This is a genomic window from Lentzea xinjiangensis, assembly GCF_900110955.1.
Taxonomy (GTDB): Bacteria; Actinomycetota; Actinomycetes; order Mycobacteriales; family Pseudonocardiaceae; genus Lentzea; species Lentzea xinjiangensis.
Map to the genome: position 1 here is coordinate 1 of NZ_FOFR01000002.1, position 23,108 is coordinate 23,108.

Annotated in this window: 17 protein-coding genes and 1 rRNA gene; 8 read left to right on the forward strand and 10 right to left on the reverse strand. The window is 70.8% G+C overall.

The window, feature by feature from the left end; all coding sequences use genetic code 11:
* From BMW88_RS05325 to glnA, 3 genes are all read right to left on the reverse strand, one after another.
* A 16S ribosomal RNA gene (locus tag BMW88_RS05325) occupies positions 1–164 on the reverse strand; the annotation flags it as partial.
* A 474-nt stretch (positions 165–638) separates the two neighbouring features.
* Positions 639–4,169, reverse strand: a complete 3,531-nt coding sequence (locus BMW88_RS05330; protein ID WP_143115973.1) for an FkbM family methyltransferase — start codon at positions 4,167–4,169, stop codon at positions 639–641.
* Positions 4,170–4,188: 19 nt separating this feature from the next.
* Positions 4,189–5,532, reverse strand: coding sequence for a type I glutamate--ammonia ligase (glnA, locus tag BMW88_RS05335; RefSeq protein ID WP_089949491.1), 1,344 nt, complete (start codon positions 5,530–5,532; stop codon positions 4,189–4,191).
* Between the two features lie 41 nt (positions 5,533–5,573).
* On the opposite strand from glnA, the gene BMW88_RS05340 reads away from it, so the two are divergent.
* Together BMW88_RS05340 and BMW88_RS05345 are read left to right on the forward strand one after the other, a co-directional pair.
* Positions 5,574–6,209, forward strand: a complete 636-nt coding sequence (locus tag BMW88_RS05340) for an LppX_LprAFG lipoprotein (RefSeq protein WP_089949492.1) — start codon at positions 5,574–5,576, stop codon at positions 6,207–6,209.
* Between the two features lie 15 nt (positions 6,210–6,224).
* Positions 6,225–7,739 (forward strand): MFS transporter, encoded by a 1,515-nt coding sequence (locus tag BMW88_RS05345; RefSeq protein WP_089949493.1) that lies wholly within the window; start codon positions 6,225–6,227, stop codon positions 7,737–7,739.
* On the opposite strand, the gene BMW88_RS05350 is transcribed toward BMW88_RS05345, so the two are convergent.
* Together BMW88_RS05350 and BMW88_RS05355 are read right to left on the reverse strand one after the other, a co-directional pair.
* Positions 7,694–9,217: an alpha/beta fold hydrolase gene (locus tag BMW88_RS05350; RefSeq protein ID WP_089949494.1), complete on the reverse strand. Its 1,524-nt coding sequence runs from the start codon at positions 9,215–9,217 to the stop codon at positions 7,694–7,696. The two genes, BMW88_RS05345 and BMW88_RS05350, sit on opposite strands and share 46 nt — an antisense overlap.
* Positions 9,217–10,779 carry an alpha/beta hydrolase gene (locus BMW88_RS05355; protein WP_089949495.1) on the reverse strand — a complete coding sequence of 521 codons (1,563 nt, stop codon included), beginning with the start codon at positions 10,777–10,779 and terminating at the stop codon, positions 9,217–9,219. Before BMW88_RS05355 ends, BMW88_RS05350 begins: the two co-directional genes overlap by 1 nt.
* A gap of 29 nt (positions 10,780–10,808) precedes the next feature.
* Here BMW88_RS05355 and BMW88_RS05360 point away from each other — a divergent pair, with 29 nt between their 5' ends.
* A complete protein-coding gene (locus BMW88_RS05360) occupies positions 10,809–12,521 on the forward strand; it encodes an NAD+ synthase (RefSeq protein ID WP_089949496.1) in 1,713 nt (570 codons plus the stop codon).
* A 66-nt stretch (positions 12,522–12,587) separates the two neighbouring features.
* Here BMW88_RS05360 and BMW88_RS05365 read toward each other — a convergent pair whose 3' ends face one another.
* Positions 12,588–13,226 (reverse strand): hypothetical protein, encoded by a 639-nt coding sequence (locus BMW88_RS05365; RefSeq protein ID WP_089949497.1) that lies wholly within the window; start codon positions 13,224–13,226, stop codon positions 12,588–12,590.
* A 53-nt stretch (positions 13,227–13,279) separates the two neighbouring features.
* Here BMW88_RS05365 and BMW88_RS05370 point away from each other — a divergent pair, with 53 nt between their 5' ends.
* Positions 13,280–14,470 (forward strand): sensor histidine kinase, encoded by a 1,191-nt coding sequence (locus BMW88_RS05370; RefSeq protein ID WP_089949498.1) that lies wholly within the window; start codon positions 13,280–13,282, stop codon positions 14,468–14,470.
* 2 nt (positions 14,471–14,472) lie between these two features.
* Positions 14,473–15,120 carry a response regulator gene (locus BMW88_RS05375; RefSeq protein WP_089950195.1) on the forward strand — a complete coding sequence of 216 codons (648 nt, stop codon included), beginning with the start codon at positions 14,473–14,475 and terminating at the stop codon, positions 15,118–15,120.
* Position 15,121: 1 nt separating this feature from the next.
* Here BMW88_RS05375 and lysX read toward each other — a convergent pair whose 3' ends face one another.
* Positions 15,122–18,364 carry a bifunctional lysylphosphatidylglycerol synthetase/lysine--tRNA ligase LysX gene (gene lysX, locus BMW88_RS05380; protein ID WP_089949499.1) on the reverse strand — a complete coding sequence of 1,081 codons (3,243 nt, stop codon included), beginning with the start codon at positions 18,362–18,364 and terminating at the stop codon, positions 15,122–15,124.
* A gap of 30 nt (positions 18,365–18,394) precedes the next feature.
* On the opposite strand from lysX, the gene BMW88_RS05385 reads away from it, so the two are divergent.
* Positions 18,395–19,225, forward strand: coding sequence for an alpha/beta fold hydrolase (locus BMW88_RS05385; protein ID WP_245777659.1), 831 nt, complete (start codon positions 18,395–18,397; stop codon positions 19,223–19,225).
* Here the strand turns inward: BMW88_RS05385 and BMW88_RS05390 are convergent.
* A complete protein-coding gene (locus tag BMW88_RS05390) occupies positions 19,203–19,562 on the reverse strand; it encodes a VOC family protein (protein WP_089949501.1) in 360 nt (119 codons plus the stop codon). The two genes, BMW88_RS05385 and BMW88_RS05390, sit on opposite strands and share 23 nt — an antisense overlap.
* A gap of 125 nt (positions 19,563–19,687) precedes the next feature.
* Between BMW88_RS05390 and panB the strand changes: the two genes are divergently transcribed.
* Positions 19,688–20,542 carry a 3-methyl-2-oxobutanoate hydroxymethyltransferase gene (panB, locus tag BMW88_RS05395; RefSeq protein WP_089949502.1) on the forward strand — a complete coding sequence of 285 codons (855 nt, stop codon included), beginning with the start codon at positions 19,688–19,690 and terminating at the stop codon, positions 20,540–20,542.
* A 114-nt stretch (positions 20,543–20,656) separates the two neighbouring features.
* Entirely contained in the window at positions 20,657–21,598 is a 942-nt protein-coding gene (pip, locus tag BMW88_RS05400) for a prolyl aminopeptidase (protein WP_177220960.1), read from the forward strand.
* Between the two features lie 31 nt (positions 21,599–21,629).
* Here the strand turns inward: pip and BMW88_RS05405 are convergent, their stop codons facing one another.
* Together BMW88_RS05405 and npdG are read right to left on the reverse strand one after the other, a co-directional pair.
* Positions 21,630–22,391, reverse strand: coding sequence for a helical backbone metal receptor (locus BMW88_RS05405; RefSeq protein ID WP_089949503.1), 762 nt, complete (start codon positions 22,389–22,391; stop codon positions 21,630–21,632).
* On the reverse strand, positions 22,391–23,056 hold the full coding sequence (gene npdG / locus BMW88_RS05410; RefSeq protein WP_089949504.1) for an NADPH-dependent F420 reductase: 666 nt from the start codon (positions 23,054–23,056) through the stop codon (positions 22,391–22,393). Before npdG ends, BMW88_RS05405 begins: the two co-directional genes overlap by 1 nt.
* Positions 23,057–23,108: the final 52 nt, after the last annotated feature.

Here is a 23,108-nt window from a genome sequence, read left to right on the forward strand (position 1 = left end):
ATTAGACCCAGTTTCCCGGGCTTATCCCAGAGTACAGGGCAGGTTACCCACGTGTTACTCACCCGTTCGCCGCTCGTGTACCCCGAAGGGCCTTACCGCTCGACTTGCATGTGTTAAGCACGCCGCCAGCGTTCGTCCTGAGCCAGGATCAAACTCTCCAATAAGGATTGTGTGATCGCTCCAGACGGAATATGTCTGGCAATCTGGTCTATCTACTCAAAGGAATACCCCGACGAGGGGTATTCATATTACTGGCTGTGTTTCGGCACGCTGTTGAGTTCTCAAAGAACACGCGCTCACCGGATCCAATCTCCGTTTCCGGAGAGTTTCACTCGGGGCTTGTGTTGAAAGCTTAGCTCGTTCGTTTTTCGCTTGTCAAATCGGCCGTTTCGGCGTCTTCGGCTCGGCGCAAACTCGCTTCGCATTCAGTTTTTGGCTTGGTTCAGAAGTTATCTGAGAGGCTTTTCCGGTGTCAAATCGGGGTCTTTATCGGATCCCGGACAGCACGGTAGGCCGTTCATTCACTTCTGGGGGTTTGACGCCGCGATACTTTACCCGGCCCGTTCAGCGGTGTCAACCGCTCGTTCTGGGGGTCTCGCTGGCGACTCGAAGTAAGTTACTCACCGGGAGCGTCGAAGTCAAATCGCCTGGTCAGCGGGCTGCTTGATCGGCACCGACGGGCTGGGGGCAGCCGGCTTGGCGCCGATCGGACGCGGTCGCAGCCACAGGGAGATGGAACGCAGACCCTCCATCGCCTTCACGATCTGCTCCGGTGCGGCCGCCTGCCGGGTGGCCAGGGGCACCAGGTCGTACCCCCAGACGCCGAACTCCTTCAGGACCGTCACCGGATCGTCACCGAAGTCGGCCGTCGAGGTCGCGGAGAACTCGAGGAACACGTGGGGCCGGTCGCGGCGCAGCAGCCGGACGAGGCCGGCCAGCGCGCGATGTCCTCGTCCGGGGGTGTCGACCCGCACGACGGACAGCTTCATGCCCTGCACCAGGGGGATCTCTTCGAGCTCCTTGTCCAGGCGCACGGAGCGCACCCGAGCCACGTCGTCCCCGGCGTCCGCGGGCAGCGGCGACACCGACACGCCTCCGGTGAGTGTCGGGGACACCGCCAGCTCCCCCGAGCTCTCCCAGGCCGCGCCCTCGATCACGGTCAGGCGGCCGGCCACCGCGGCGGGCAGGTTCGCCGAGACGTTGTGCCTGAGCAAGGCGGCTGCCGAGGCGTCCGGCTCGACGGCGACGACCGCGCCCATCAGCCCGATCCGCGACAACACCCGCAGCGAGTGGTAGCCGACGTACGCGCCGATGTCGAGGAAGATCCCGTCCGGCTCCAGCACCGAGTCGAGCAGCTCCGCCAGGTCCGGTTCCCACACGCCGTTGGACGACAACAGCGGAAGCATGAACGCGTCGTCGGAGGGCAGCCGCATCATGCCCGCGTCGCACAGCACCAACGAGGAACGCACCTCGGGAGCGTTGTCCGACACCTCGTGCTGACGCACCACCACGCGACGCAACGCGTCCGCGGTCTGTTGTGCGTGGTTGGCCGCACGGATGGCGGCGTCCAGGCGCGAGTCGCGTTCGCGGAACACCTCGACGACCTTGGACTCCAGGGTGTCGATCCGGTCCAGCGTCCGGTCCAGCGCCATCGTGAGCTTGTCGATCCGCTCGGCCAGCACGTCGGTCGTCTTCGCGCGCTTGGCCGCCTCCGCGACGACCGCGTCCTCGATGTCGCGCAGGCGCCGGCCCTGACCGGCCATGTCCGCGCGCACGCGCACGACGCCGTCGTCGACGCCGACGAGCTGGTCGCCGAAGTGCGCCTGCCGCTGGGCGACCTGCTCGACCTCGGCCCGCAGCAGCTCCAGCTCACCGGCGCCGACGCCGGCCTTCAGCGCGTCCTGCCGGTTGACCAGCTCGGACACCGTGCGCTCGACCCCGTCGATCAGGGTGTGCAGCACCTGGCGCATGTGGTTGTCGTAGTGGTCGAGCGCCCGCAGCACGATCTTGCGCAACGCGGGTGCCATCGGCGTCCGGTGGGCGGTGTCTATGTTCGGCTGCCGCAGCAGGGCGTGCTTGGCCGACTGCAACGCGAGCATCGGGTCGACCTCGGGCTTGGGCTTCGGCCGGCGCGCCCGCCATCCCCGGTACGCGTGCTCGACGCGTTCGCGGAGGACCTCGCCGACCCGGGAGACCGACCGCACCGACAGCACGTGCTCGCGGGCGGCGGCACCCAGCGCAGCGGCCGTGGGCAGGTCATCGGCCAACGAGCGCAGCAACCGCGAAGCGGCCTGCACATCGGGTTCGGCGCCTTGGTGGCACGGCACGAGGACAGCCGTCTTGCCGAACAGCTCGGCCACGGCGCCGTGGTCGGAGGCCACGATGGGCACGCCTCGCACGGCCAGCTCGGCCAGGCGCAGCGCGATCCGGTCGTCGGCGCCGCCGCGGTGCAGCGACACCACGGCATCGGCGGTCAGGCACACGTCGTCGTCCTCGACCAACGAGATCCGCTGGTCGGGGGCTGTCGCGAGGCGCAGCCGCTCGGCGGCCTCCGGGTGCTCGAACGCACCGGACACCGCGATCTTCAGCTCGACGTCCGCGCGGTCGGGGAACGCGCTCAAGAACGCCGACACCGCGCCCAGCACGTTGCCGGGACGATCCAGCGCGTGGTCGGCGATGGCCGCGAACACCACCACGTCACCAGACTCGTGCTCACGCGGACCGGCGTCGTGCACCGGCACGGGCACCACGCGCACGATGGGTCCGCCGATGCGTTCCGCGGCGGCACGTGACACGTCAGAGGACAGCCAGAGCTCGTTCACGCCCGCGCGGTCGTCCGCAGCGGAGGCGTCCAACGCGACCTCGACGACGAACCGGCCGGAAGGCACCTCATCAGCCGGAGATGTGCGCACGACCACGGGATAACCGGCGGACGTCGACACCGGCAGCCCGGACGCGCGCGCGGCGGCGAGCATCAGCTCCGACAGCCGGCCCGACCCCACGATGGACACACCGAGCTGGTCGAGCAGCGCGGGCTCTTCCGAACGGGGCTGCGGCACGGCCGGCGCGGGCAGCCGCCCCGACGCGACGCCGACACCGGCACACCACTCACGCCAGGCGTCGGCATCCGCGCCGAACGGCGCGGGGAACTGCTGCTGCAACGACGCATCGGCCCGCCACACGGCATCGGCCCAGCGCGTGCCGCCGTTCTCGGTCGGCTCGCACGCCCAGATGAGGAACCCGCCACCACCGTCCTCGCCGAACGCCGGCGGTGGAGTCGGCTCGCAGGCGCGGTAGTCGGCGCGCAGCTCGGACGGGATCAGCGTGCCGTCGATGAGCGCGTCGAACCGGTACGGCACCGGTGCCGCGGTCCACCCGCTGCGCACCAGCTCGGCGCGGTAGGCGCTGCACAGTTCGGCGATCTCCGGGTGCTCCGACAGCAGCACGCGCGGCCGTTCCGCGAAGTCGGCGGACAGCAGCCACGGCCGGCGCGGGTCGAACCCGCGGAAGTGCACCGTCAGCAGGTCTTGGCCGACGACGGCGAGCGTCCCGGACTCGGTGCGGTGCAACGGCCGGTCCGCCGCGTTCCAGACGGACAACCCGAGCCGTGCGTCACGCACGACGTGATGCGGCACGATCGCCGGCATGGCCAGGGAGTCCAGGTAGGGCTCGGCGCCCTTCGCGACCGCGATGAACCCGGGGTCGAACGCGCCCAGCTCGTGCAGCTCGGCCGGTCCCGGTTGCAGCCCGTCGGACGGCAACGGCCGCAACGTGCGCGGCAGCAGCACGACCGGCGCGGTGCGCAGCGCCTCCAGCACGAGCTTCGTGAGCGAGCCGAACACCTGCACCCACGGGTCGAGGTACAGCACGGGCATGCCCTGCGACAGCAGGGCCTCCAGCAGCCGCGGCAGCATCGCGGCCTTCAGCCCGTCGGCGTCCAGCGACGTCGCGAGCACGTGCAGCTCGTCCTCGGGCACGCCGATCTCCGCCGGCGTGATGAGCCCCGGTCCGGCGTGCTCCGAGTGCGCGTCGACGACCAGCGCGACGAACCGGCCCTCGGGGTGTTCCGCGAGGAACGAGCCGGACAGGACCTTGACCGCGGGCAGCTCCGCCGCCGTGGCGACCGTGCACGCGCAGATCGCCGGCTGGAACTCGGGTACCTCTGTCACGGAGAGCAACGTATCGGCCTCACAGCACCGGAAGAAGTGTGCGCAACTCGTACGGGGTGACGCTTCGGCGGTACGCGTCCCACTCCGTCCGCTTGTTGCGCAGGAAGAAGTCGTAGACGTGCTCGCCCAGCGCCTCGGGGAGCAGCTCCGAGTTCTCCATCTCGGTGAGCGCCTCGCCGAGGTTCTGCGGCAGGTTCGCGTAGCCGGCGGCGCGCCTCTCCCGGTCCGTCAGCGACCACACGTCGTCCTCGGCGGGCGGCGGCAGCTCGTAGCCCTTCTCGATGCCCCGCAGGCCGGCGGCCAGGATCACCGAGTAGGCGAGGTAGGGGTTGCAGGCGGAGTCCAGCGACCGGACCTCGACGCGGCGCGACGACGACTTGCCGGGTGAGTACATCGGCACGCGGACCAGCGCGGAGCGGTTCGCGTGACCCCAGCACACGGCCGTGGGCGCCTCACCGCCGACGATCAGCCGCTTGTACGAGTTGACCCACTGGTTCGTGACGCCGGAGATCTCGCGCGCGTGCTTGAGGATGCCCGCGACGAACTGCTTGCCGATGTCGGAGAGCTGGAACGGGTCTTCTTCGTCGTAGAAGGCGTTGCGGTCGCCCTCGAACAGCGAGAAGTGCGTGTGCATGCCGGAGCCGGGCTGGTCCGAGAACGGCTTGGGCATGAACGAGGCGCGCACGCCCTGCGTGATCGCGACCTCCTTCACCACGTACCGGAACGTCATGACGTTGTCGGCCATGGTCAGAGCGTCGGCGTAGCGCAGGTCGATCTCCTGCTGGCCGGGCGCGCCCTCGTGGTGGCTGAACTCGACGGAGATGCCCATCGCCTCCAGCGCCTCGATGGCGTGGCGGCGGAAGTGCGTGGCGGTCTCGTGCGAGGTCTGGTCGAAGAACCCGCCGTTGTCCGCGGGGACCGGCTCGCTGCCGTCCGCCGGCAGGTCCTTGAGCAGGAAGAACTCGATCTCGGGGTGGACGTAGCAGGTGAACCCCGCCTCGCTCGCCCTCGACAGCGTGCGGCGCAGCACGTGGCGCGGGTCGGCCCACGACGGGGAGCCGTCCGGCATGGTGATGTCGCAGAACATGCGCGCGGAGTAGTTCGTGCCCTCCGGCGTCTGCCAGGGCAGCACCTGGAAGGTGGCGGGGTCCGGCTTCGCGACCATGTCCGACTCGTAGACGCGGGCGAAGCCCTCGATCGCTGAGCCGTCGAACCCGATGCCCTCGCTGAAGGCGCCTTCGAGCTCGGCCGGGGCGACCGCCACGGACTTCAAGAAGCCCAGGACGTCGGTGAACCAGAGCCGGACGAACCGGATGTCGCGTTCCTCGAGGGTGCGGAGCACGAACTCCTGCTGGCGGTCCATAGGGCGCAGCTTAAGGGCTCCGGACTCTCTACGATCAACGCATGTCCGCCCGTTGGTTGTCGGTTTGCGCACTCGCCCTGCTCACGAGCTGCACGTCCGGGGGAGATCTCCCCGATGGTGCGACTTTGCTCTCCAAGTCGGCCGAGTCGATGCGCTCGGTCAAGACCGTTCACTTCACCATCAAGGTCGATGGCGAGCTGCCGGACGTGCCGGTGAAGGACGCCGACGGCGACCTCACGGCCACGGGTGAGTCGAAGGGCACCGCGAAGGTCACCTTCGGCGGGCAGCTGCTGTCCGTCGAGTACGTGCTGACCGGCGGGAACCTGCACTTCAAGGGCCCGACCGGCGGGTACACCACGCTGCCGGCGGCGTTCGCGGGCCAGGTCTACGACCCGTCGGCGATCCTGAACCCCGACAAGGGCGTGGCGAAGGTCCTGGCCAGCGCGAAGGACGCCAGGACCAAGTCCTCGGGCGACGTGTCGGTGGTCGAGGCGACGGTGCCGGGGGACGTGGCGGCCGGGCTGGTGCCGGGCATCTCCGCGGACGTGAAGTCGACGTTCTCGATCGGCGGGGACGACAAGCTCAAGAGCGCGCTGTTCGAGCTGCCCGGCGGGCAGAAGGTCGACATCGGGCTGACCGACCTCGACAAGCCCGTCACGGTCACGGCGCCGGCGTAGCGCGGCCCGCGACCGATGCGGAAAGTCGCTCTCGCCGCGTCCGGCGCGGCGGTGCTGCTGGGGGCGCTCGACGCGTACGTCGTCGTCGGCGTCCTCACGGACATGGTGCGCGATCTCGGCATCGCGGTGAACCAGCTCGAGCAGGCGACGCCGATCGTCACCGGGTACCTGCTCGGGTACGTGGCCGGCATGCCGCTGCTCGGGCAGCTCTCGGACCGGCTGGGGCGGCGGTTCGTGCTCCAGGTGTCGCTGCTCGGCTTCCTGGTGGGCTCGGTGGTCACGGCCCTGGCCGCCGACGTGCCGGTGCTCGTGCTGGGACGCGTGGTGCAGGGCCTGGCCGGCGGCGCGTTGCTGCCGGTGACGATGGCGCTGGTCGCCGACCTGTGGGAGGAGCACCGGCGGTCCACCGCGCTCGGGACGGTCGGTGCCGCACAGGAGCTGGGCTCCGTCCTCGGCACGCTGTACGGCATCGGCGTGGCGACGTTGTTCAACGCGTTGCCGTTGTTCGAGGCGTGGGAGCCGCAGAGCTGGCGGTGGGTATTCTGGGTGAACGTCCCGTTGGCGGTGATCGCGATGGTGATCGTGCAACGGACCGTGCCCAACACACGGCGTGAAGTGCGCGTCGACGTCGTGGGTGGGGTGTTGCTCGCGTTGGCGTTGTCGCTGCTGGTGGCGGCGCTTTACAACCCGAAGCCCGCCGAGTCCGTGCTGCCGTCGTGGGGCTGGCCGGTCCTGGCCGCCGCTTTCGCGGTTCTCGTGGCGTTCTTCGCGTGGGAACGCCGGGCCGCCGTGAAGCTGATCGACCCCGAAGGCGTGCGCTGGCGGCCGTTCTGGGCGGTGCTCGGGGTGTCGCTCGCCGCCGGTGCGGCGCTGATGGTGACGCTCGTGGACGTGGAGCTGTTCGCGCAGACGGTGTTGCGCCGGGACTCCGCGGCCGCGGCGACCCTGCTCACGAGGTTCCTGGTCGCGTTGCCGATCGGTGCCGTGCTGGGCGGGTTCCTGGCCGCACGCGCCGGAGACCGCTGGGTGACGTTCGGCGGGCTTGCGATCGCCTCGGTGTCGTACGTGTTCATCGCTCAATGGCCGGCGGATGTCAGCGGCTGGGTGCTCACGCGTGACCTGGCCATCGCCGGATTCGGGCTGGGACTGGTCATCGCGCCGTTGTCCGGTGCCGTGCTGCGCGTCGTGCCCGCCGTGCGGCACGGTGTGGCGTCGGCGTTCGTCGTCGTCGCGCGCATGACGGGCATGCTCGTCGGCGTGGCGGCGTTGTCCGCGTGGGGACTCCACCGCTTCCGCGAGCTCACGGCAGGCCTGAACACGCCGCTGCCGTTCGGCGTCGACAAGGCCGAGTTCGACCGGCAGATGGCCGCCTACCAGCGCGGGCTCACCGAGGCGCTGCTCACCGAGTACCACGAGATCTTCCTGATCACGGCGGTGATCTGCGCGCTCGGAGCGCTGGGCTCCCTCCTGCTGCCGGCTCGGCGTCAGCAGACCGAGTCCACCTCCGGCAGTCTCAGGTCCACCAGGTAGTTCGTGCCCACACCGTCCACACAGCCGATGCCGGCCAGGAACGCCGTGTGCTGGTTTCCGTTGTACGTCAGCAAACGCGCGCCCAGTGCCGCCGCGAGGTCCACGCCGGACTGGTACGGCGTGGCCGGGTCGCCGGTCGTCGAGATCACCAGCACCTGCGGCAGCCCGGTCACGTTCGGCGGGTGCGGCTCCGACGTGTGCGGCGCCGGCCAGAACGCGCACGGGCCGAGCGCGGTCTCGTCGCCGGGGACCGTGTCGTTGCCCAGGATTTCCAACAGCCTCCGACGGTTGGACTCCAGGGTGGCGCGGTCCTTGACCGGTGGTTCGTCGACGCAGCGGATCGCCACGAACGCGTCCTGGATGCGGCTGTAGGTGCCGTCCGCGGCGCGGCCGAGGTACTGGTCGGCGAGTTGCAGCAGCGTGGTGCCCTTGTTCTGGCGCAGCTCCTGCAGCCCCTTGAGCGCGGTCTCCCACAGCCGGTCGGTGTACATCGCCTGGATGATCGCGGTGTTCGCGTCCGAGTGGGACAGCTTGCGGTCGCCGACCTGCACCGGGGTCTTCTTGAGCGGCTCGATCATCTGCCGGAACTTGGTCTCCGCGGCGGCCGTGTCCGTGCCGATGGGACAGTCGCGCTGGGCGCACCAGGTCGCGAACCGCTGGAACGACTCCTCGAAGCCCTGCGCCTGACGTGCTGACGCGGCCACCTTGTCGCCGTCGACGTCCACTGCGCCGTCGAGCACCATCGCGCGCACGTTGCGAGGGAACATCTCGGCGTACAACGTGCCGATGCGCGTGCCGTAGGAGTAGCCGAGGTAGCTCAGCTTCTTCTCCCCCAGCGCGGCGCGCAGCACGTCGACGTCCCGCACGACGTCCCGTGTGCCGACGTTGCGCAGCAGGTCGATGCCGCTGCGTTCGGCGCACTTCTCGACGAAGAACCTGTTCTCGGTCTCCACGGCGTTCGCGGTCTCGCCCTTGGGGCGCAGCCGCTGCGCGTCGCGTTCGGCGTCGGTCAGGCACTGCACGCGGGGCTGGCTCGCCCCGACACCGCGCGGGTCGAAGCCGACCACGTCGAACCGCTTGCTGACCGGGTTGTTCGGCTGCATGTTCGCGACGTGCGCCATGCCCGAACCACCGGGACCACCCGGGTTCAGCACCAGCGAGCCGACCCGGCGCCCCTGCTCGGTGGCGGGCCTGCGGAGGAGCCCGACCGTGATCGTCCCGATGTCCGGCTTCTCGTAGTCGAGCGGAACCTGCAGGCGCGCGCACTGGATGCCCTCGCGCTCGAACAGGTTCTTGCTCTTCGCATCGGTCGCGTAGGGCTGGCATCTGCCCCACGACAACGTTTGCGCGTAGAAGCGCTCAACACCCTTGCGCGCAGCGACGGGCGTGCCGTCGATGCGCGCGTAGGACGTGGACGTGCCGAGCACGACGATCAAGGCGAACAGGGCCGCGGTGACTCGGGATCGCCTCTTCGTCATTAGGCGCACCGGGTTCCGTCGGCGGGCAAGGTCTGGTCGATCAGGTACTTCACGCCGGCGGTGTCCACGCACTTCTCGCCCTGCAGGAAGACCGTGTGCTGCACGCCCTCGAACGTGAGCAGCCGCGAGTTGAGCGCCTTGGCCAGGTTCACGCCCGCCTCGTAGGGCGTGGCCGGGTCACCGGTCGTGGAGATGACCAGCAGCGGCGGGATCCCGTCGGCCTTGGGCGGGCCGGTGCGGGCGGACACCGGGGCGGGCCAGAAAGCGCAGGAGTCGAGCACGGCACCGGGCGGGTTGCCGTCGTCGAGGAACGGCGCAGCGGCCTTGTACTGCTTCGCGGTCTCCAACAGCGCGTTCTTGTCTGTCAGCCGTTGGTCGTCAACGCAGTGCACGGCGTTGAACGCGTCCGTGATCGTCGCGTAGTTGCCCTGGTCGTCACGGTCGAAGTAGGCGTCGGCGAGGGTCAGCAGCACACGGCCCTTGCCGTTCTTCAGCTCGTTCAGGCCGTTGAGCAGCAACGGCCACAGTTGCTCCGAGTACAGCGCCTGGATGGTGGCCGTGATGGCGTCGTTGTAGGAGAGCTTGCGGTCGCCGACGGTGACCGGTTGCTGGATCAGGGGTGTCGTGAGCTGGCGGAAGCTCGTGTTCGCGTCGTCGCCGAGCGGGCAGTCGCCCTTCTCGCGGCACCACTTGACGAACTCGGTGAAGGCCTTCTGGAAGCCGGCGGCCTGGGCGACCAGCGACGCGAGCTGGTCCTGGGTCGGGTCGACGGCTCCGTCGAGGACGAGCGCGCGCACGTTCTGGGGGAAGGTCTCGGCGTACTCGGTGCCTATGCGGGTGCCGTACGAGTACCCGACGTAGCTCAGCTTCGCGTCGCCGAGCGCAGAGCGGAGGACATCCATGTCCTTAACTACGTCCCGCGTGCCCAAGTTGGCGAGCATTGCCGCCCCGAATTTTGTCCCGGCGGCACACTTCTCGGCGTACGCCTTGTTCTCCTGCTCCGTTTGGGCGAGTCCCTGGGGCGAGGTGTCGACGTCGAGGTCCAGCCGCTCCGCGTCGCGCTCCGGTCCGGTGAGGCACCTGACCGCCGGTTCGCTCGCGCCGATGCCCCGCGGGTCGAACCCGACGAGGTCGAACCGGGCCGCGAGCTCGGTCTTGCGGTAGTCGGCGAGCATCCCCGCGGCCGCCGCCATGCCGGAGGCGCCGGGACCGCCGGGGTTGACCAGCAACGAGCCGATCTTCTGCCCCGTGGCCCTGTGCCGGAGCACGCCGATGGTGATCGTGTCGCCGGTGGGCTTGGTGTAGTCGAGCGGCACCTGCAGCCGGGTGCACTCGACGTCGCGCTTGCTGGCGTACGCCTGCCGGCTCGACCCGGTCGTGGCGAACGGCGCGCAGTCCTGCCAGGCGAGCTGCTGGCCGTAGAACTGCTCCAGGCCCGCGGGGACAGTCCCGGCGGGACCGGGCTTCTCGAGGGACACGCCGGGTTCGGCCGTCCCCTCGATGATCGAGGTGCAGGACGCGAGCAGCGGAATGACGAGCAACACGCTCAAGAGACGGACCACGACTCGATGGTATGGGAGATGATGAGGGCATGCCGCAGCTCCGGATCGCGCTCGCCCAGGTCAACGCCACTGTCGGCGACCTCGCGGGCAACGCGTCGCTGGTCGTGGAATGGACGCGCAAGGCCCGTGAGGGCGGTGCGCACCTGGTCGTTTTCCCCGAGATGGTGCTGACCGGCTACCCGGTCGAGGACCTGGCGATCCGCACGTCGTTCGGGCGGGCGTCCGCGGAGGCCCTGGAGGCGCTGGCCGGGTCGCTGGAGGCCGCCGGGCTCGGTGACATCGCGGCGTTCGTGGGCTACCTGGAGCACGACTCCGCCGGTCCCCGCAACGCCGTGGCCGTGCTGCACGGCGGACGGGTCGTGGCCCGGCAGAGCAAGCACCACCTGCCCAACTACGGCGTGTTCGACGAACGCCGGTACTTCAAGCCGGGCTCCTCGCTGGACATCGTGCGGATCGGCGGTGTCGAGGTCGGCATGGTGATCTGCGAGGACCTGTGGCAGGACGGCGGCCCGATCACCGCTCTCGGTGACGCCGGTGTGGACCTGGTGGTCTCGCCCAACGCCTCGCCCTACGAGCGCAAGAAGGACGACCAGCGGCTGCCGCTGGTGGTCCGCCGCGCCGCCGAGGCCGGTGCGCCGCTCGCCTACTGCAACATGGTCGGCGGCCAGGACGAGCTGGTGTTCGACGGCGACTCGCTGGTGGTGGGCGCCGACGGCCAGCTCATCGGCCGCGCGCCGCAGTTCGTCGAACACCTGATGCTGGTGGACTTCGACCTGCCGGGTGGCGCCTCCCACGAGCAGGGCCAGATCGGCGACTTCTACGTGCGCCGCGTGTTCCTGTCGGACGCCCTGCCCCCTTACGAGCCGCTGCCCGCTCCGCGCGTGTTCGAGCCACTGTCCGATGAGGCGGAGGTGTGGCACGCCCTCGTCACGGGCCTGCGTGACTACGTGCACAAGAACGGCTTCCGGTCCGTTGTGCTCGGTCTGTCCGGTGGCATCGACTCGGCCGTGGTCGCGGCTCTGGCCGTGGACGCACTCGGTGCCGACTCGGTCTACGGCGTCTCGATGCCGTCCTCGTACTCGTCCGAACACTCGCGTTCGGACGCCTCCGACATGGCCGCGCGGACCGGGATGCACTTCACCACCGAGCCGATCGGCGACATGGTGGCCACGTACGTGGGACAGCTCTCGCTGACCGGCCTGGCCGAGGAGAACATCCAGGCCCGGTGCCGCGGCATGCTGCTGATGGCGCTGTCGAACCAGCACGGCCACCTGGTGCTGGCCACGGGCAACAAGTCCGAGCTGGCCGTCGGCTACTCGACGATCTACGGCGACGCGGTCGGCGGCTACGCCCCGATCAAGGACGTGCTGAAGACCCTGGTCTGGGACCTCGCCCGGTGGCGCAACGCCGAGGCGGAGAAGCGCGGCGAGGTGCCGCCGATCCCGGAGAACTCGATCTCGAAGCCGCCGTCGGCCGAGCTGCGGCCCGGCCAGGTCGACACCGACTCGCTGCCGGACTACGAGCTGCTCGACGACCTGCTCGACGACTACGTCGAGGGCGACCGCGGGTACGACGACCTGCTCGCCGCCGGCTTCGCCCCTGAGCTCGTGGACCGGGTGCTGCGGATGGTCGACAGGGCCGAGTACAAGCGGCGGCAGTACCCGCCGGGCACGAAGATCTCGAACAAGGCGTTCGGGCGGGACCGGCGGCTGCCGATCACGAACGGGTGGCGCGAGGGCTGAGACGAGGGCCGGTCGTCCGGACACGACCGGCGACCGGTCCTGTCCGGACCGCTCCCGTGCCGGGCCTCAGAGGTCCCAGCCGTCCAGGGTGACGCCTTCGTGGACGCGGGCTGCGCTCAGCCCGGGATCACCGAGGAGATCCGCCTCGCCCCGCCAGACCGCGACCACGCTGTCCGGTCCGCGCCACCAGGTGTCCGCCGCTCCGCGGACCGCGGGCACGGGTTCGAAGCCGTCGAGGTCGAGTGCGTCCACCTCGGCGCCGCGCAGCTGGGTGATCCGGCGTGCCGCCCAGGATGCGTAGTGGGCGAGCGCGACCGACTCGACCCATCCCTCCACCGTGGTGTGCAGGGCGGTCCACTCGTGCGTCGCGATCGCGAACTCACCGCCCGGTTCGACGACGAAGTCGAAGGGGACCGCGACGTGCACCGCGCCCGCTTCGAAGTACCAGTCCCCGCTCGGTGCGGTCGCGGGGTGTCCCGCGCCGAGGACCACCGGGCCGCCGTCGTAGGCTGGCACGGGCGGCAGGGCCAGCCCGCCCCAGCGCTGCTGGAAGTCCACGGCTCGTTGGACCACCTGAGCGGGCGTGCCTCCGTCCAGCCACTTCCGCCGGTCCACCGGTCGGTAGCCGGTGAAGACGCCACGGGTGTCCATGACGTAGGAGGCCAGCCGAGTCAAGCCGGTCAGCTTCTTCGGGCGGAGTTGCATGAGTGGAGTGTGCTCTACCGCGCGTTCCGCGGCCCGGCGGCTACTTTTCTCCCATGAAACGGATCTGGGCGGCGCTCGTCTACCTGGCGACCGGGCTGCTCACGGCGATCGCGTCGTGGCTCGCGATCGGCGTGATGCTGCTGTCGGTGGTCGTGCTGCCGTTGCTGCCGGTCACCGCGCCCCACCTGCGCCGCATCGTGGACTTCGACCGGTGGCGGCTCGCCCGCTACACCGGCGTGCGCCTGCAGTCGCCGACGCCGCTCGACGGCCCCTGGCTGCACCGGGCGCAGCGGGTGCTCTCCGAGCCCGAAAGCCGCCGCGACGCGATCTGGCTGGTCACGCACGCCGTGTCCGGCACGCTGTTCGGCGCGGTGGCCATCGGTGTCTTCGGCGCGCTGGTGCAGCAACCGGTGGCGGCGCTGCTCTGGTGGGCGGTCCCCGGCGGGATGGAGAACTCGTTCGGCGTGCACGTCGACTCGTGGCCGAAGGCGTTGCTGAGCGTGCCGATCGGCATCGCGCTGGCGCTGCTGCTCACCGGGCTGCCGCGGCTCGCGGCCGTGGACGCGCAGCTCACGAGGAAGCTGCTGGCGCCGCCCAAGGCCTCGCTGGAGAAACGGCTGGCCGAGGTCGTCGCCACACGGGCGGCGGCGTTGCAGGCGCACGGGGCCGAGCTGCGGCGCATCGAGCGCAACCTGCACGACGGGACGCAGAACAAGCTGGTCGGCGTCGTGATGATGCTGGGCATCGCGGAGCGGACGCTGGAGCAGAACCCCGGCAACGCGGCGCAGGCGCTCCTCCGCGCGCAGGACGCGGCCGGGGAGGCGCTCGACGAGCTGCGCAACGTCGTGCGGAGCATCCACCCGCCGGTGCTGGACGACCTCGGCCTCGACGGCGCGATCCAGGCGCTCGCGGCGCGGTGCCCGGTGCCGTGCGTGCTCAACGCCGAACCCCTGGGACGGCTTCCCGCCGCGGTGGAGGCGGCCGCGTACTTCGCCGTGGCCGAGGCGCTCACGAACGTGGCCAAGCACAGCGGCGCCAGGCACGCCTGGGTCAGTCTGGGCACCGACGGCGACCAGCTCGTCGTCGTGGTCCACGACGACGGCAAGGGCGGCGCCGACGAGAAGCAGGGGACTGGGTTGGACGGCATCAGGGGCAGGGTCGCGGCACTGGACGGCACCGCGGATGTGAGCAGTCCCGAGGGTGGGCCTACCGTGCTCACCGTCGTGCTACCGATGGGGAGGTGACCGTGCGCATCGTGATCGCCGAAGACGACGCGTTGCTCCGCGAGGGGCTGGCGTTGTTGTTGCGCAACGAAGGCATCGAGGTCGCCGCGGCGACCGACAACCCGGACGACTTCCTCGCCGCCGTGGCCGAGCACGAGCCGGACATCGCCGTGGTCGACGTGCGGATGCCGCCGACGTTCACCGACGAGGGCCTGCGGGCCGCCGTCGAGGCGCGCAGGAGGTACCCGAAGCTCGCGGTGCTGGTGCTGTCGGCGTGGGTCGAGCAGAGCTACGCGCACGAGCTGCTCGCCGGCACGGGCGGCGGTGTGGGCTACCTGCTCAAGGAGCGCGTCGGCAAGGTCGCGGACTTCCTCGACTCCCTGCACCGGGTCGCCGAGGGCGGAACGGCGCTCGACCCCGAGGTCGTGTCTCAGCTGCTCGTGCGGCGCAAGGCGGACGACGCGCTGAGCGTGCTGTCACCGCGTGAGCGCGAGGTCCTCGGGCTGATGGCCGAAGGGCTGTCCAACGCCGCCATCGGCGAACGACTGGTCATCAGCGCGGGAGCCGTCCACAAGCACATCGGCAACGTCTTCCTGAAGCTCGGCCTCAACAGCGAGGACGGCTCGGGCGACCGCCGCGTCCAGGCCGTGCTCGCCTACCTGGACCATTGAGTCACCGGGGCCGCACGAAGGGGAAGAGCACGGTCTGCCGGATGGACGTGCCGGTCAGCATCATCAGCAACCGGTCGACGCCCATGCCGAGCCCGCCCGTCGGCGGCATGCCGTGCTCCAGCGCCCGCAGGAAGTCCTCGTCCAGCTCCATCGCCTCGACGTCGCCGGAGGCCGCCTTCAACGACTGCGCCTCCAGCCGGCGCCGCTGCTCCAGCGGGTCGGTCAGCTCCGAGTAGGCGGTGCCGATCTCCGCGCCGAACGCCACGAGGTCCCACCGCTCGGCGAGCCGCGGGTCGGCGCGGTGCTGCCGGGTCAGCGGCGAGACCGAGGTCGGGAAGTCGATGTAGAAGGTCGGCCCGACCGTGGAGGCCTCCACGAACGAGTCGTAGGCCTCCTGCACCAGCCGGCCGTGGTCCCAGTCCTCGTTGACCTCCACGCCGCGGGAGCCGAGCAGCGAGCGCAGCTCCGCGACGGACGTGTCCGGCGTGACGGCGGCGTCCAGAGCGGAGGAGACGGCCGTGTAGACCGGGACCACCGGCCACTCCCCCGAGATGTCGAACGGCCCGTCCTGGCGGAGGGCGACCTCCTCGCCGAACGCCGTGCGGGCCGCGTGCTGGACCAGCGAGCGGACGAGGTCGAGCATGACCCGGTAGTCCGCGTAGGACTGGTAGGCCTCCAGCATCGTGAACTCGGGGTTGTGCGTGGCGTCCGCACCCTCGTTGCGGAAGTTGCGGTTCAGCTCGAACACCCGGTCCACGCCCGCGACGCAGAGCCGTTTCAGGTACAGCTCCGGCGCGATCCGCAGGTACATCCGCATGTCGTAGGCGTTGATGTGGGTGACGAACGGCCGGGCGTTCGCGCCGCCGTGCACCGCCTGCAGCATCGGCGTCTCGACCTCCAGGTAGGAGTGCGAGTGGAGGAACTCGCGCACCCCGCGGATCACGTCGCTGCGCAGCTTGAGCAGGTGCGCCGAGTCGGGGTTCACGACCAGGTCGAGGTAGCGCTGCCGGACGCGGGCCTCCGGGTCGGTGAAGCCCTTCCGCTTGTCCGGCAACGGGTGCAGGCACTTCGCGGTCATCGTCCACGACGACGCCAGCACCGAGATCTCGCCGTGGTCGGACTTGACGACCTGCCCGGTCACGCCGACGTGGTCGCCCAGGTCGACGTCCGACTTCCACGACGCCAGGGCGCCGCCGAGCGCGTCGACCGACAGCATGAGCTGGATCTCGCCGCTGAAGTCGCGGATCCGCGCGAAGCAGAGCTTGCCCATCTCCCGCAGCGCCACCACGCGCCCGGTGACCGAGACCTCCTCGCCGAAGCGCTCCCTGGCCGCCGCGAGGAGGTCGGTGCGCGCGAAGCCCACCGGGTACGGGTCGACGCCCCTGGCCACCAGCCGTTCGACCTTCGCGATCCGGACGCGGACCTGCTCGGGACGCCGCACCGGCTTCGGCTCGATCCTGATCGCGTCGATCTCGGCGACCTTCAGCGCGAACTCGGAGCTCACGCCGGTCTCCTGCAGCGCCCGCTTGCGCAACGACCGCAGCGACGGCACGAACCCCTCCGCGACCCCGGCGGCGACGCTGACCCGAGGCAGCGACCGCGAGCGCTGGTAGCAGAGGAACCGCGGCTCCCAGTCCGGCAGGTACTTGGCGTTCGACCGGTACAGCGACTCGAGCTGGAAGAACCGCGAGGCGAGCGAGAGCACCCGCCGCCAGGCCCGCAGCACCGGGCCGGCGCCGAGCTTCTCGCCCTCCTCGAACACCGCGCGGAACATCGCGAAGTTCAACGAGATCCGGTGCACGCCGAGGTGTCCGGCGGCACCCGCGAGCTGGGCGACCATGTACTCGTTCAGCCCGTTCTCCGCCGCGCGGTCGCGCCGCATCAGGTCGAGCGACACGCCACGGCGTCCCCACGGCACGAACGACAGCAGCCCGCGCAGGGCGCCCGAGGCGTCGTAGGCCTCGACCATCACGCACCGGCCGTCGCTCGGATCCCCCAGGCGCCCCAGCGCCATCGAGAACCCGCGTTCGGTCTCGGCGCCGCGCCACGCCTGCGCGCGGTCCAGGATGGACGACATCTCGTCCGGCGCGATCTCGCTGTGCCGGCGGACCCGCGCGGTGTACCCGGCGCGTTCGACCCGCGACACGGCCTGGCGCAGGCCTTTGCGCTCCGGACCGGCGAGGCTGAACTCGCGGACGTCGAGGATCGCCTCGTCGCCGATCTCGAGCGCCTTGAGCCCGGCGCCGGCGTAGACCCGCGCACCGCGTTCGGACGCGCCCAGCACCCCCGGCGTCCAGCCGTAGGTGCGCGCCTCGGCCAGCCACGCCAGCACGGCCTCCGGCCACGCCTCCTCGTCACCGATCGGGTCCGCCGAGGCCAGCGTCACACCGCCGATCACCCGGTAGGTCAGCGCGGCCTTCCCCGAGGACGCGATGACCACGCTCTTGTCCCGCCGCGTCGCGAAGTAGCCCAGCGAGTCGGGCTCGCCGTCGGCCGCGAGCAGCCGGCGCACGGCGAGCTCCTGGTCCGGCGTGATCATGCTCTGGGTGCGGACGCCGCGGAAGAAGACGTACATGCCGCGGATCGCGACGAGCGTGCCGCCGAGCCCGAGGACCACGCTCAGCCACGGCGGGCCCTCTGGGATGTCCAGCCGGCCCAGCCGGACGACCTCACCCGTCGCCTGGTTCGCCGCCCACGCGAGCTTGTCGGTCTGCCGGGCCAGCGCGCCGGGGAAGACCTCGGTGAGGCCCCAGCCCAGGAGCACCAGCGCGACCATGCCGAGCACGAACGACGCCAGCGCCTGCCGCCACGCGCCGCGGGCCAGCCGGGCCGGGAACGCCTCGCGCACCACCCACAGCAGCACCACGAACAGCAGCGACGTCGCGGCCCCGACGCCGAGGAACGCCCAGTGCGGCTGTTCGCCCGTCTCCAGGACATCTTCAGGCGAGACGGCCAGGATGACCATGATGGAACCGACGAGCAGCAGGCCGACCGCCTGGAACGCGAGCAGCGCCCACAGCGCCGCCCGCTTGTGCCTGCGCAGGGCGGCGCCCAGCACGAAGAACACCAGCGCGATGAAGAGGTTGCCGTCGATCGGCAGGCCGGTGAGGTACCCGATGCCGTCCGCGACGTCGGTGAACCAGCCGTCCTCGGGCAGGATCACCCGCAGCAGCGACAACACGCCGGCCAGCTGCACGACCGTCGCGGCCGCGCCCGCGGTCTTCCACTTCCACGCCGGTACCACATCGACTCCCGAGGTCAGCCAGTGTCGGTCATGATCCCGTCTTCCGCGGGAAGGGTGCACGTCACCTCCTCCGGGCGCGTCGACCGGCCCGTCGTCGTGCTCAGCTCGGGGCTGGGAGGGGCCTGGTTCGACTGGGACCGGACCGTGCGGCTGCTCGAACCACTCGCCAGGGTCGTCGTGTTCGACCGCCCCGGCCTCGGGATGAGCGGACCGGCCAGGCGCGGACCGTCGCTGGCGCGCGAGGTGGCCGTGCTGGACGCGGTGCTGCGCGGGATCCCGAGCGCGGTGCTGGTCGGGCACTCGATGGCGGCGCTGCACGTCGAGGCCTACGCGCGGCTGCGGCCGCACCGGGTCGACGGGGTCGTGCTGCTCGACCCGGACACCGAGACGCCGGGCGCGGGCGCCCCGTTCGACGTGCCGGCGGTGCTCGCGCAGGCGCTGCGGGCGTTCGGCAGCCGCTGGCTCGGCGCGCGCCTCACCCGGCGCTACGGCCACGCGCTGCGGAACCTGCTGACCGCCTCGTCGACGCTGGGCGTGACCGATCCCGCACCCGCCGACCTGGTCGAGCTCGTCTACCGGCGGCCGGGGGTGGGGCGGGCCGTGCTGTGGGAGCTCGCGTCCTACCCCGGTCAGGTGGCGACGCTGGAACGCCTGCGGCGCCGCCGTGCGCTGCCGGAGGTGCCGTGGGTCGTGCTCACGGCCGGCCGGAAGGTGTGGCCGGAGCACCGGTCGTTGGCCGCCCTCGTGCCGTGGGGGCGCAACGTGCCGGTGCCCGGCAGTCGGCACATGATTCAGATGGACCGCCCGGACGCCGTGGTCATGGCCGTCCGGGAGGTGCTCAGGGGTCTGCCCGGCCGCTGAGCAGGCAGAACTCGTTGCCTTCCGGGTCCGCGAGCGTGTACCAGCTCACGTCGCCCTGACCGATGTCGACGTGCGTGGCGCCGAGCGCGAGGAGGCGTCGCAGCTCCTCGTCCTGCTCGCGGTCGGTGGCGCGCACGTCGATGTGCAGGCGGAGCTTCTGCAGCTTGCGGTCGGGGTTGCGCAGGAACAGCAGTGTCGTGCGCTTGTCCGGCGGCCCGATCTCCACCGACTCCTCGTCGCGGTCGAGCACCTCGTAGCCCAGCACCTCCCCCCAGAAAGCGGCGAGGCGTTCGGGATCGGTGCAGTCCAGCACCAGCTCTGTGATTCGCGCTGCCACCCGTGTGACGGTAGCCGCACTTGCGTCCCGTTTCCCGGCAACGGTGCCACTCTGATGTCCGGCAACCGTGCACCACGCACCCGGGGACCCGCGGAGACGGGCCTCGAGGAAAGGAACGGTCGACGATGACCACTGCCGAAGTGTCCTCGCCCTACGGGAGCGGAGCAGGCCAGAAGGCCCCCGCCAAGCGCGTCCGGGTTCATCACCTGCGTGAGATGAAGGAGCGCGGCGAGCCGTGGCCCATGCTCACCGCGTACGACATGTACACCGCCGAGATCTTCGACGAGGCCGGTATCCCCGTTCTCCTCGTCGGTGACTCCGCCTCGAACAACGTCTACGGCCACGAGACCTCTCTGCCCGTGACCGTGGACGAGCTCGTTCCGCTGGTCCGCGCGGTGACGCGGTCGACGCGCCGCTCCCTCGTCGTCGCCGACCTGCCCTTCGGCTCCTACCAGGTGTCGGTCGAGCAGGCCGTGGCGACGGCCGTCCGGTTCATGAAGGAAGGCCAGGCGCACGCGGTCAAGCTGGAGGGCGGCGCCTACTTCGCGCCGCACATCCGCGCGATCACCGCCGCGGGCATCCCGGTCATGGCGCACATCGGCTTCACCCCGCAGTCCGAGCACCAGCTCGGCGGCTACCGCGTGCAGGGCCGGCACGAGAACCACGACGTCGTGCTGCAGGACGCGCTGGCCGTGCAGGAGGCGGGCGCGTTCGCGGTCGTGCTGGAGATGGTGACCGCCGAGGTCGCCAAGCAGATCACGCACGACCTGGTCATCCCCACCGTGGGCATCGGCGCCGGCCCGGACACCGACGCCCAGGTGCTCGTGTGGCAGGACATGATGGGCCTGCGCCGCGGCAAGGGCCCGCGCTTCGTCAAGCGCTACGCCAACCTCGCCGAGATCATGCTCGGCGCGGCCACCGAGTTCGCCAACGAGGTGCGCGGGCAGCAGTTCCCCGGCCCCGAGCACACCTTCCACTGATCGTTCGGCACGGGCGGGTCCGGACCTCCTGGTCCGGGCCCGCCGGCCTGCCGGACGCCGTTCGTGGCGGAGGTCTCGTCCAGGAACCGGTCCGCGTGCCCGACGATAGGGCCCATGTACCCGGAGATCGAGCCCCACGCGTCAGGCCACCTGGACACCGGTGACGGCAACCTCGTGTACTGGGAGGAGTGCGGCAACCCCGACGGCAAGCCCGTCGTCTTCCTGCACGGCGGCCCCGGCGGTGGCTGCTCGCCCTCGCACCGGCGCCTCTTCGACCCCTCCGCCTACCGGATCATCCTGTTCGACCAGCGCGGCTGCGGACGCTCGCTGCCGCACGCCTCCACGACGGGCGACCTGTCGTCGAACACGACCTGGCACCTCGTCGCGGACATGGAGCTGCTGCGGGAGTCGCTCGGCGTGCGGCGCTGGCAGGTGTTCGGCGGGTCGTGGGGCTCGACCCTGGCGCTCGCGTACGCCGAGAAGCACACCGAGCGGGTGTCCGAGCTGGTGCTGCGCGGGATCTTCACGCTGCGGTCGTCCGAAGTGGACTGGTACTACCGCGGCGGGGCGGCGAACCTCTTCCCCGACCTGTGGGAGGCGTTCCTGGCGCCGATCGCGGGCCTCGACGGCGATCCCGTCGAGCTGTACGCGACGCTGCTGGCGGATCCCGACCCCGCCGTGCACGGGCCCGCGGCGGTCGCGTGGAGCACGTGGGAGGGCTCGACGGTGACGCTGCTGCCCCGGCCGGAGCTGGTGGCCCAGTTCGCCGTGCCGGAGTACGCACTCGCGTTCGCGCGGATCGAGAACCACTACTTCTCGCACCGCGGGTGGCTCGAGGAGGGGCAGCTCATCCGGGACGCCGTGCGGCTGAAGGACGTTCCCGGGGTGATCGTGCAGGGCCGCTACGACATCGCGACGCCCGCGGTGTCGGCCTGGGACCTGCACAAGGCGTGGCCGGAGGCGGAGCTGGTGCTGGTGCCGGACGCCGGGCACGCCTACGACGAGCCCGGCATCCTGTCCGCGCTGGTGGCGGCGACGGACCGGTTCCGCGACTAGCGCAGCCACTTCGCGCTCGACGTGGTGCGGCTCAACCCCGGCCGTAGCCGAGGGCGTGCTCCAGGCTGTCCCTCGCCTCCACCAGCGACGGGCCGTACCAGGTGAGGTGCCTGCCGTTGACCAGCGCGTACGGCAGGCCGGGGAAGCTCTCCGGGCCGTCGGTGTGGGTGAACGCGTACGGCTCGTCGGGCAGGACCACCAGGTCGGGGCGCCGCTCGTTCAGCTCCTGCAACGACGGCCGCGGGTAGCGCTCCTCGTGGGAGGCGTAGACGTTCTCGACCCCCAGGCGCCGCAGCACGTCGGTGGCGAACGTGTCCCGGCCGGCGACCACCCACGGGCGACGCCAGACCGGGACCACCGCGGTCAGCCTGACCGGCTTCGCCTCGCGCCACAGGTCTTCCGCGCGGACCAGCCAGCCGGGTTCGAGGTCCCACGCCGTGGCGAAGAGGCGCCGCAACGACTTCAGCGCCATCGGCACGGTGGCGGGAGCCTCCGTCACCCAGACCTGGACACCGCCGGCGCGCAACCGGTCCACGTCCTCGGGGCGGTTCTCCTCGGAGTTCGCGAGCACGAGGTCCGGGCGCAGCTCCAGCACGCGGCCGACGTCCGGGTACTTGGAGCCGCCGACCCGCGCAACGTCCAAAGAGGACGGGTGGGTGCAGTAGTCCGTCGCTCCCACCAGGCAGGACGGCACGCTGACCGCGACGGCCTCGGTGATGGACGGCACCAGACTGACCACGCGCTGCGGCCGGTCGAGCACGACCGGCTCACCGAGGTCGTCGACGGGGAGCATCAGACTCCCGTGACCTTCAGGCCGGCGTGGGTCTTGTAGCGGCGGTTGATCGCGATGAGGTTCGCGGTGAACGCCTCGACCTGGTGGGCGTTGCGCAGACGGCCGCCGTAGACGCCGCGGAAGCCGGGCACGAGCTCGGCCAGGGCGCGGACGGTGTCGGTGGCCTCGCGGTCGTCGCCCAGCACGAGGACGTCCATGTCCACTTCGGACACGGCGAGGTCGGCGAGCAGCACGGCGGACACGTGGTGGAACGCGGCGGTGACGCGCGACTCCGGCAGCAGCAGTTCGGCCTGCTGGGCGGCGCTGCCCTCGGTGACCGGCAGCGCGAACGGGCCCTGCTTGTCGAAGCCGAGGGGGTTCACGCAGTCGATGACGATCTTCCCGGCGAGCTGGTCGCGCAACGACGCCAGCAGGTCGCCGTGGCCGTCCCACGGCACGGCCACCAGCACGATGTCGGAGTCGGCCGCGCAGTCGGAGTTGTCCGCCCCGCGCACGTCGCCCCCGGCGACCTCGACGATCTCCTTGGCCGCCAGCTCCGCCCGCTCGGCGCTGCGGGAGCCGATGATCACCTTGAGGCCCGCCTTGGCCCAGCGGATCGCGAGGCCCTTGCCCTGAGGTCCGGTTCCGCCCAGGACGCCGACGGTGAGGTCACGAATCTCTGTCACCCGTGCATCTTCACACGGGCGGCGAGGACCAGGTGGCCCAACGTGACCTTGC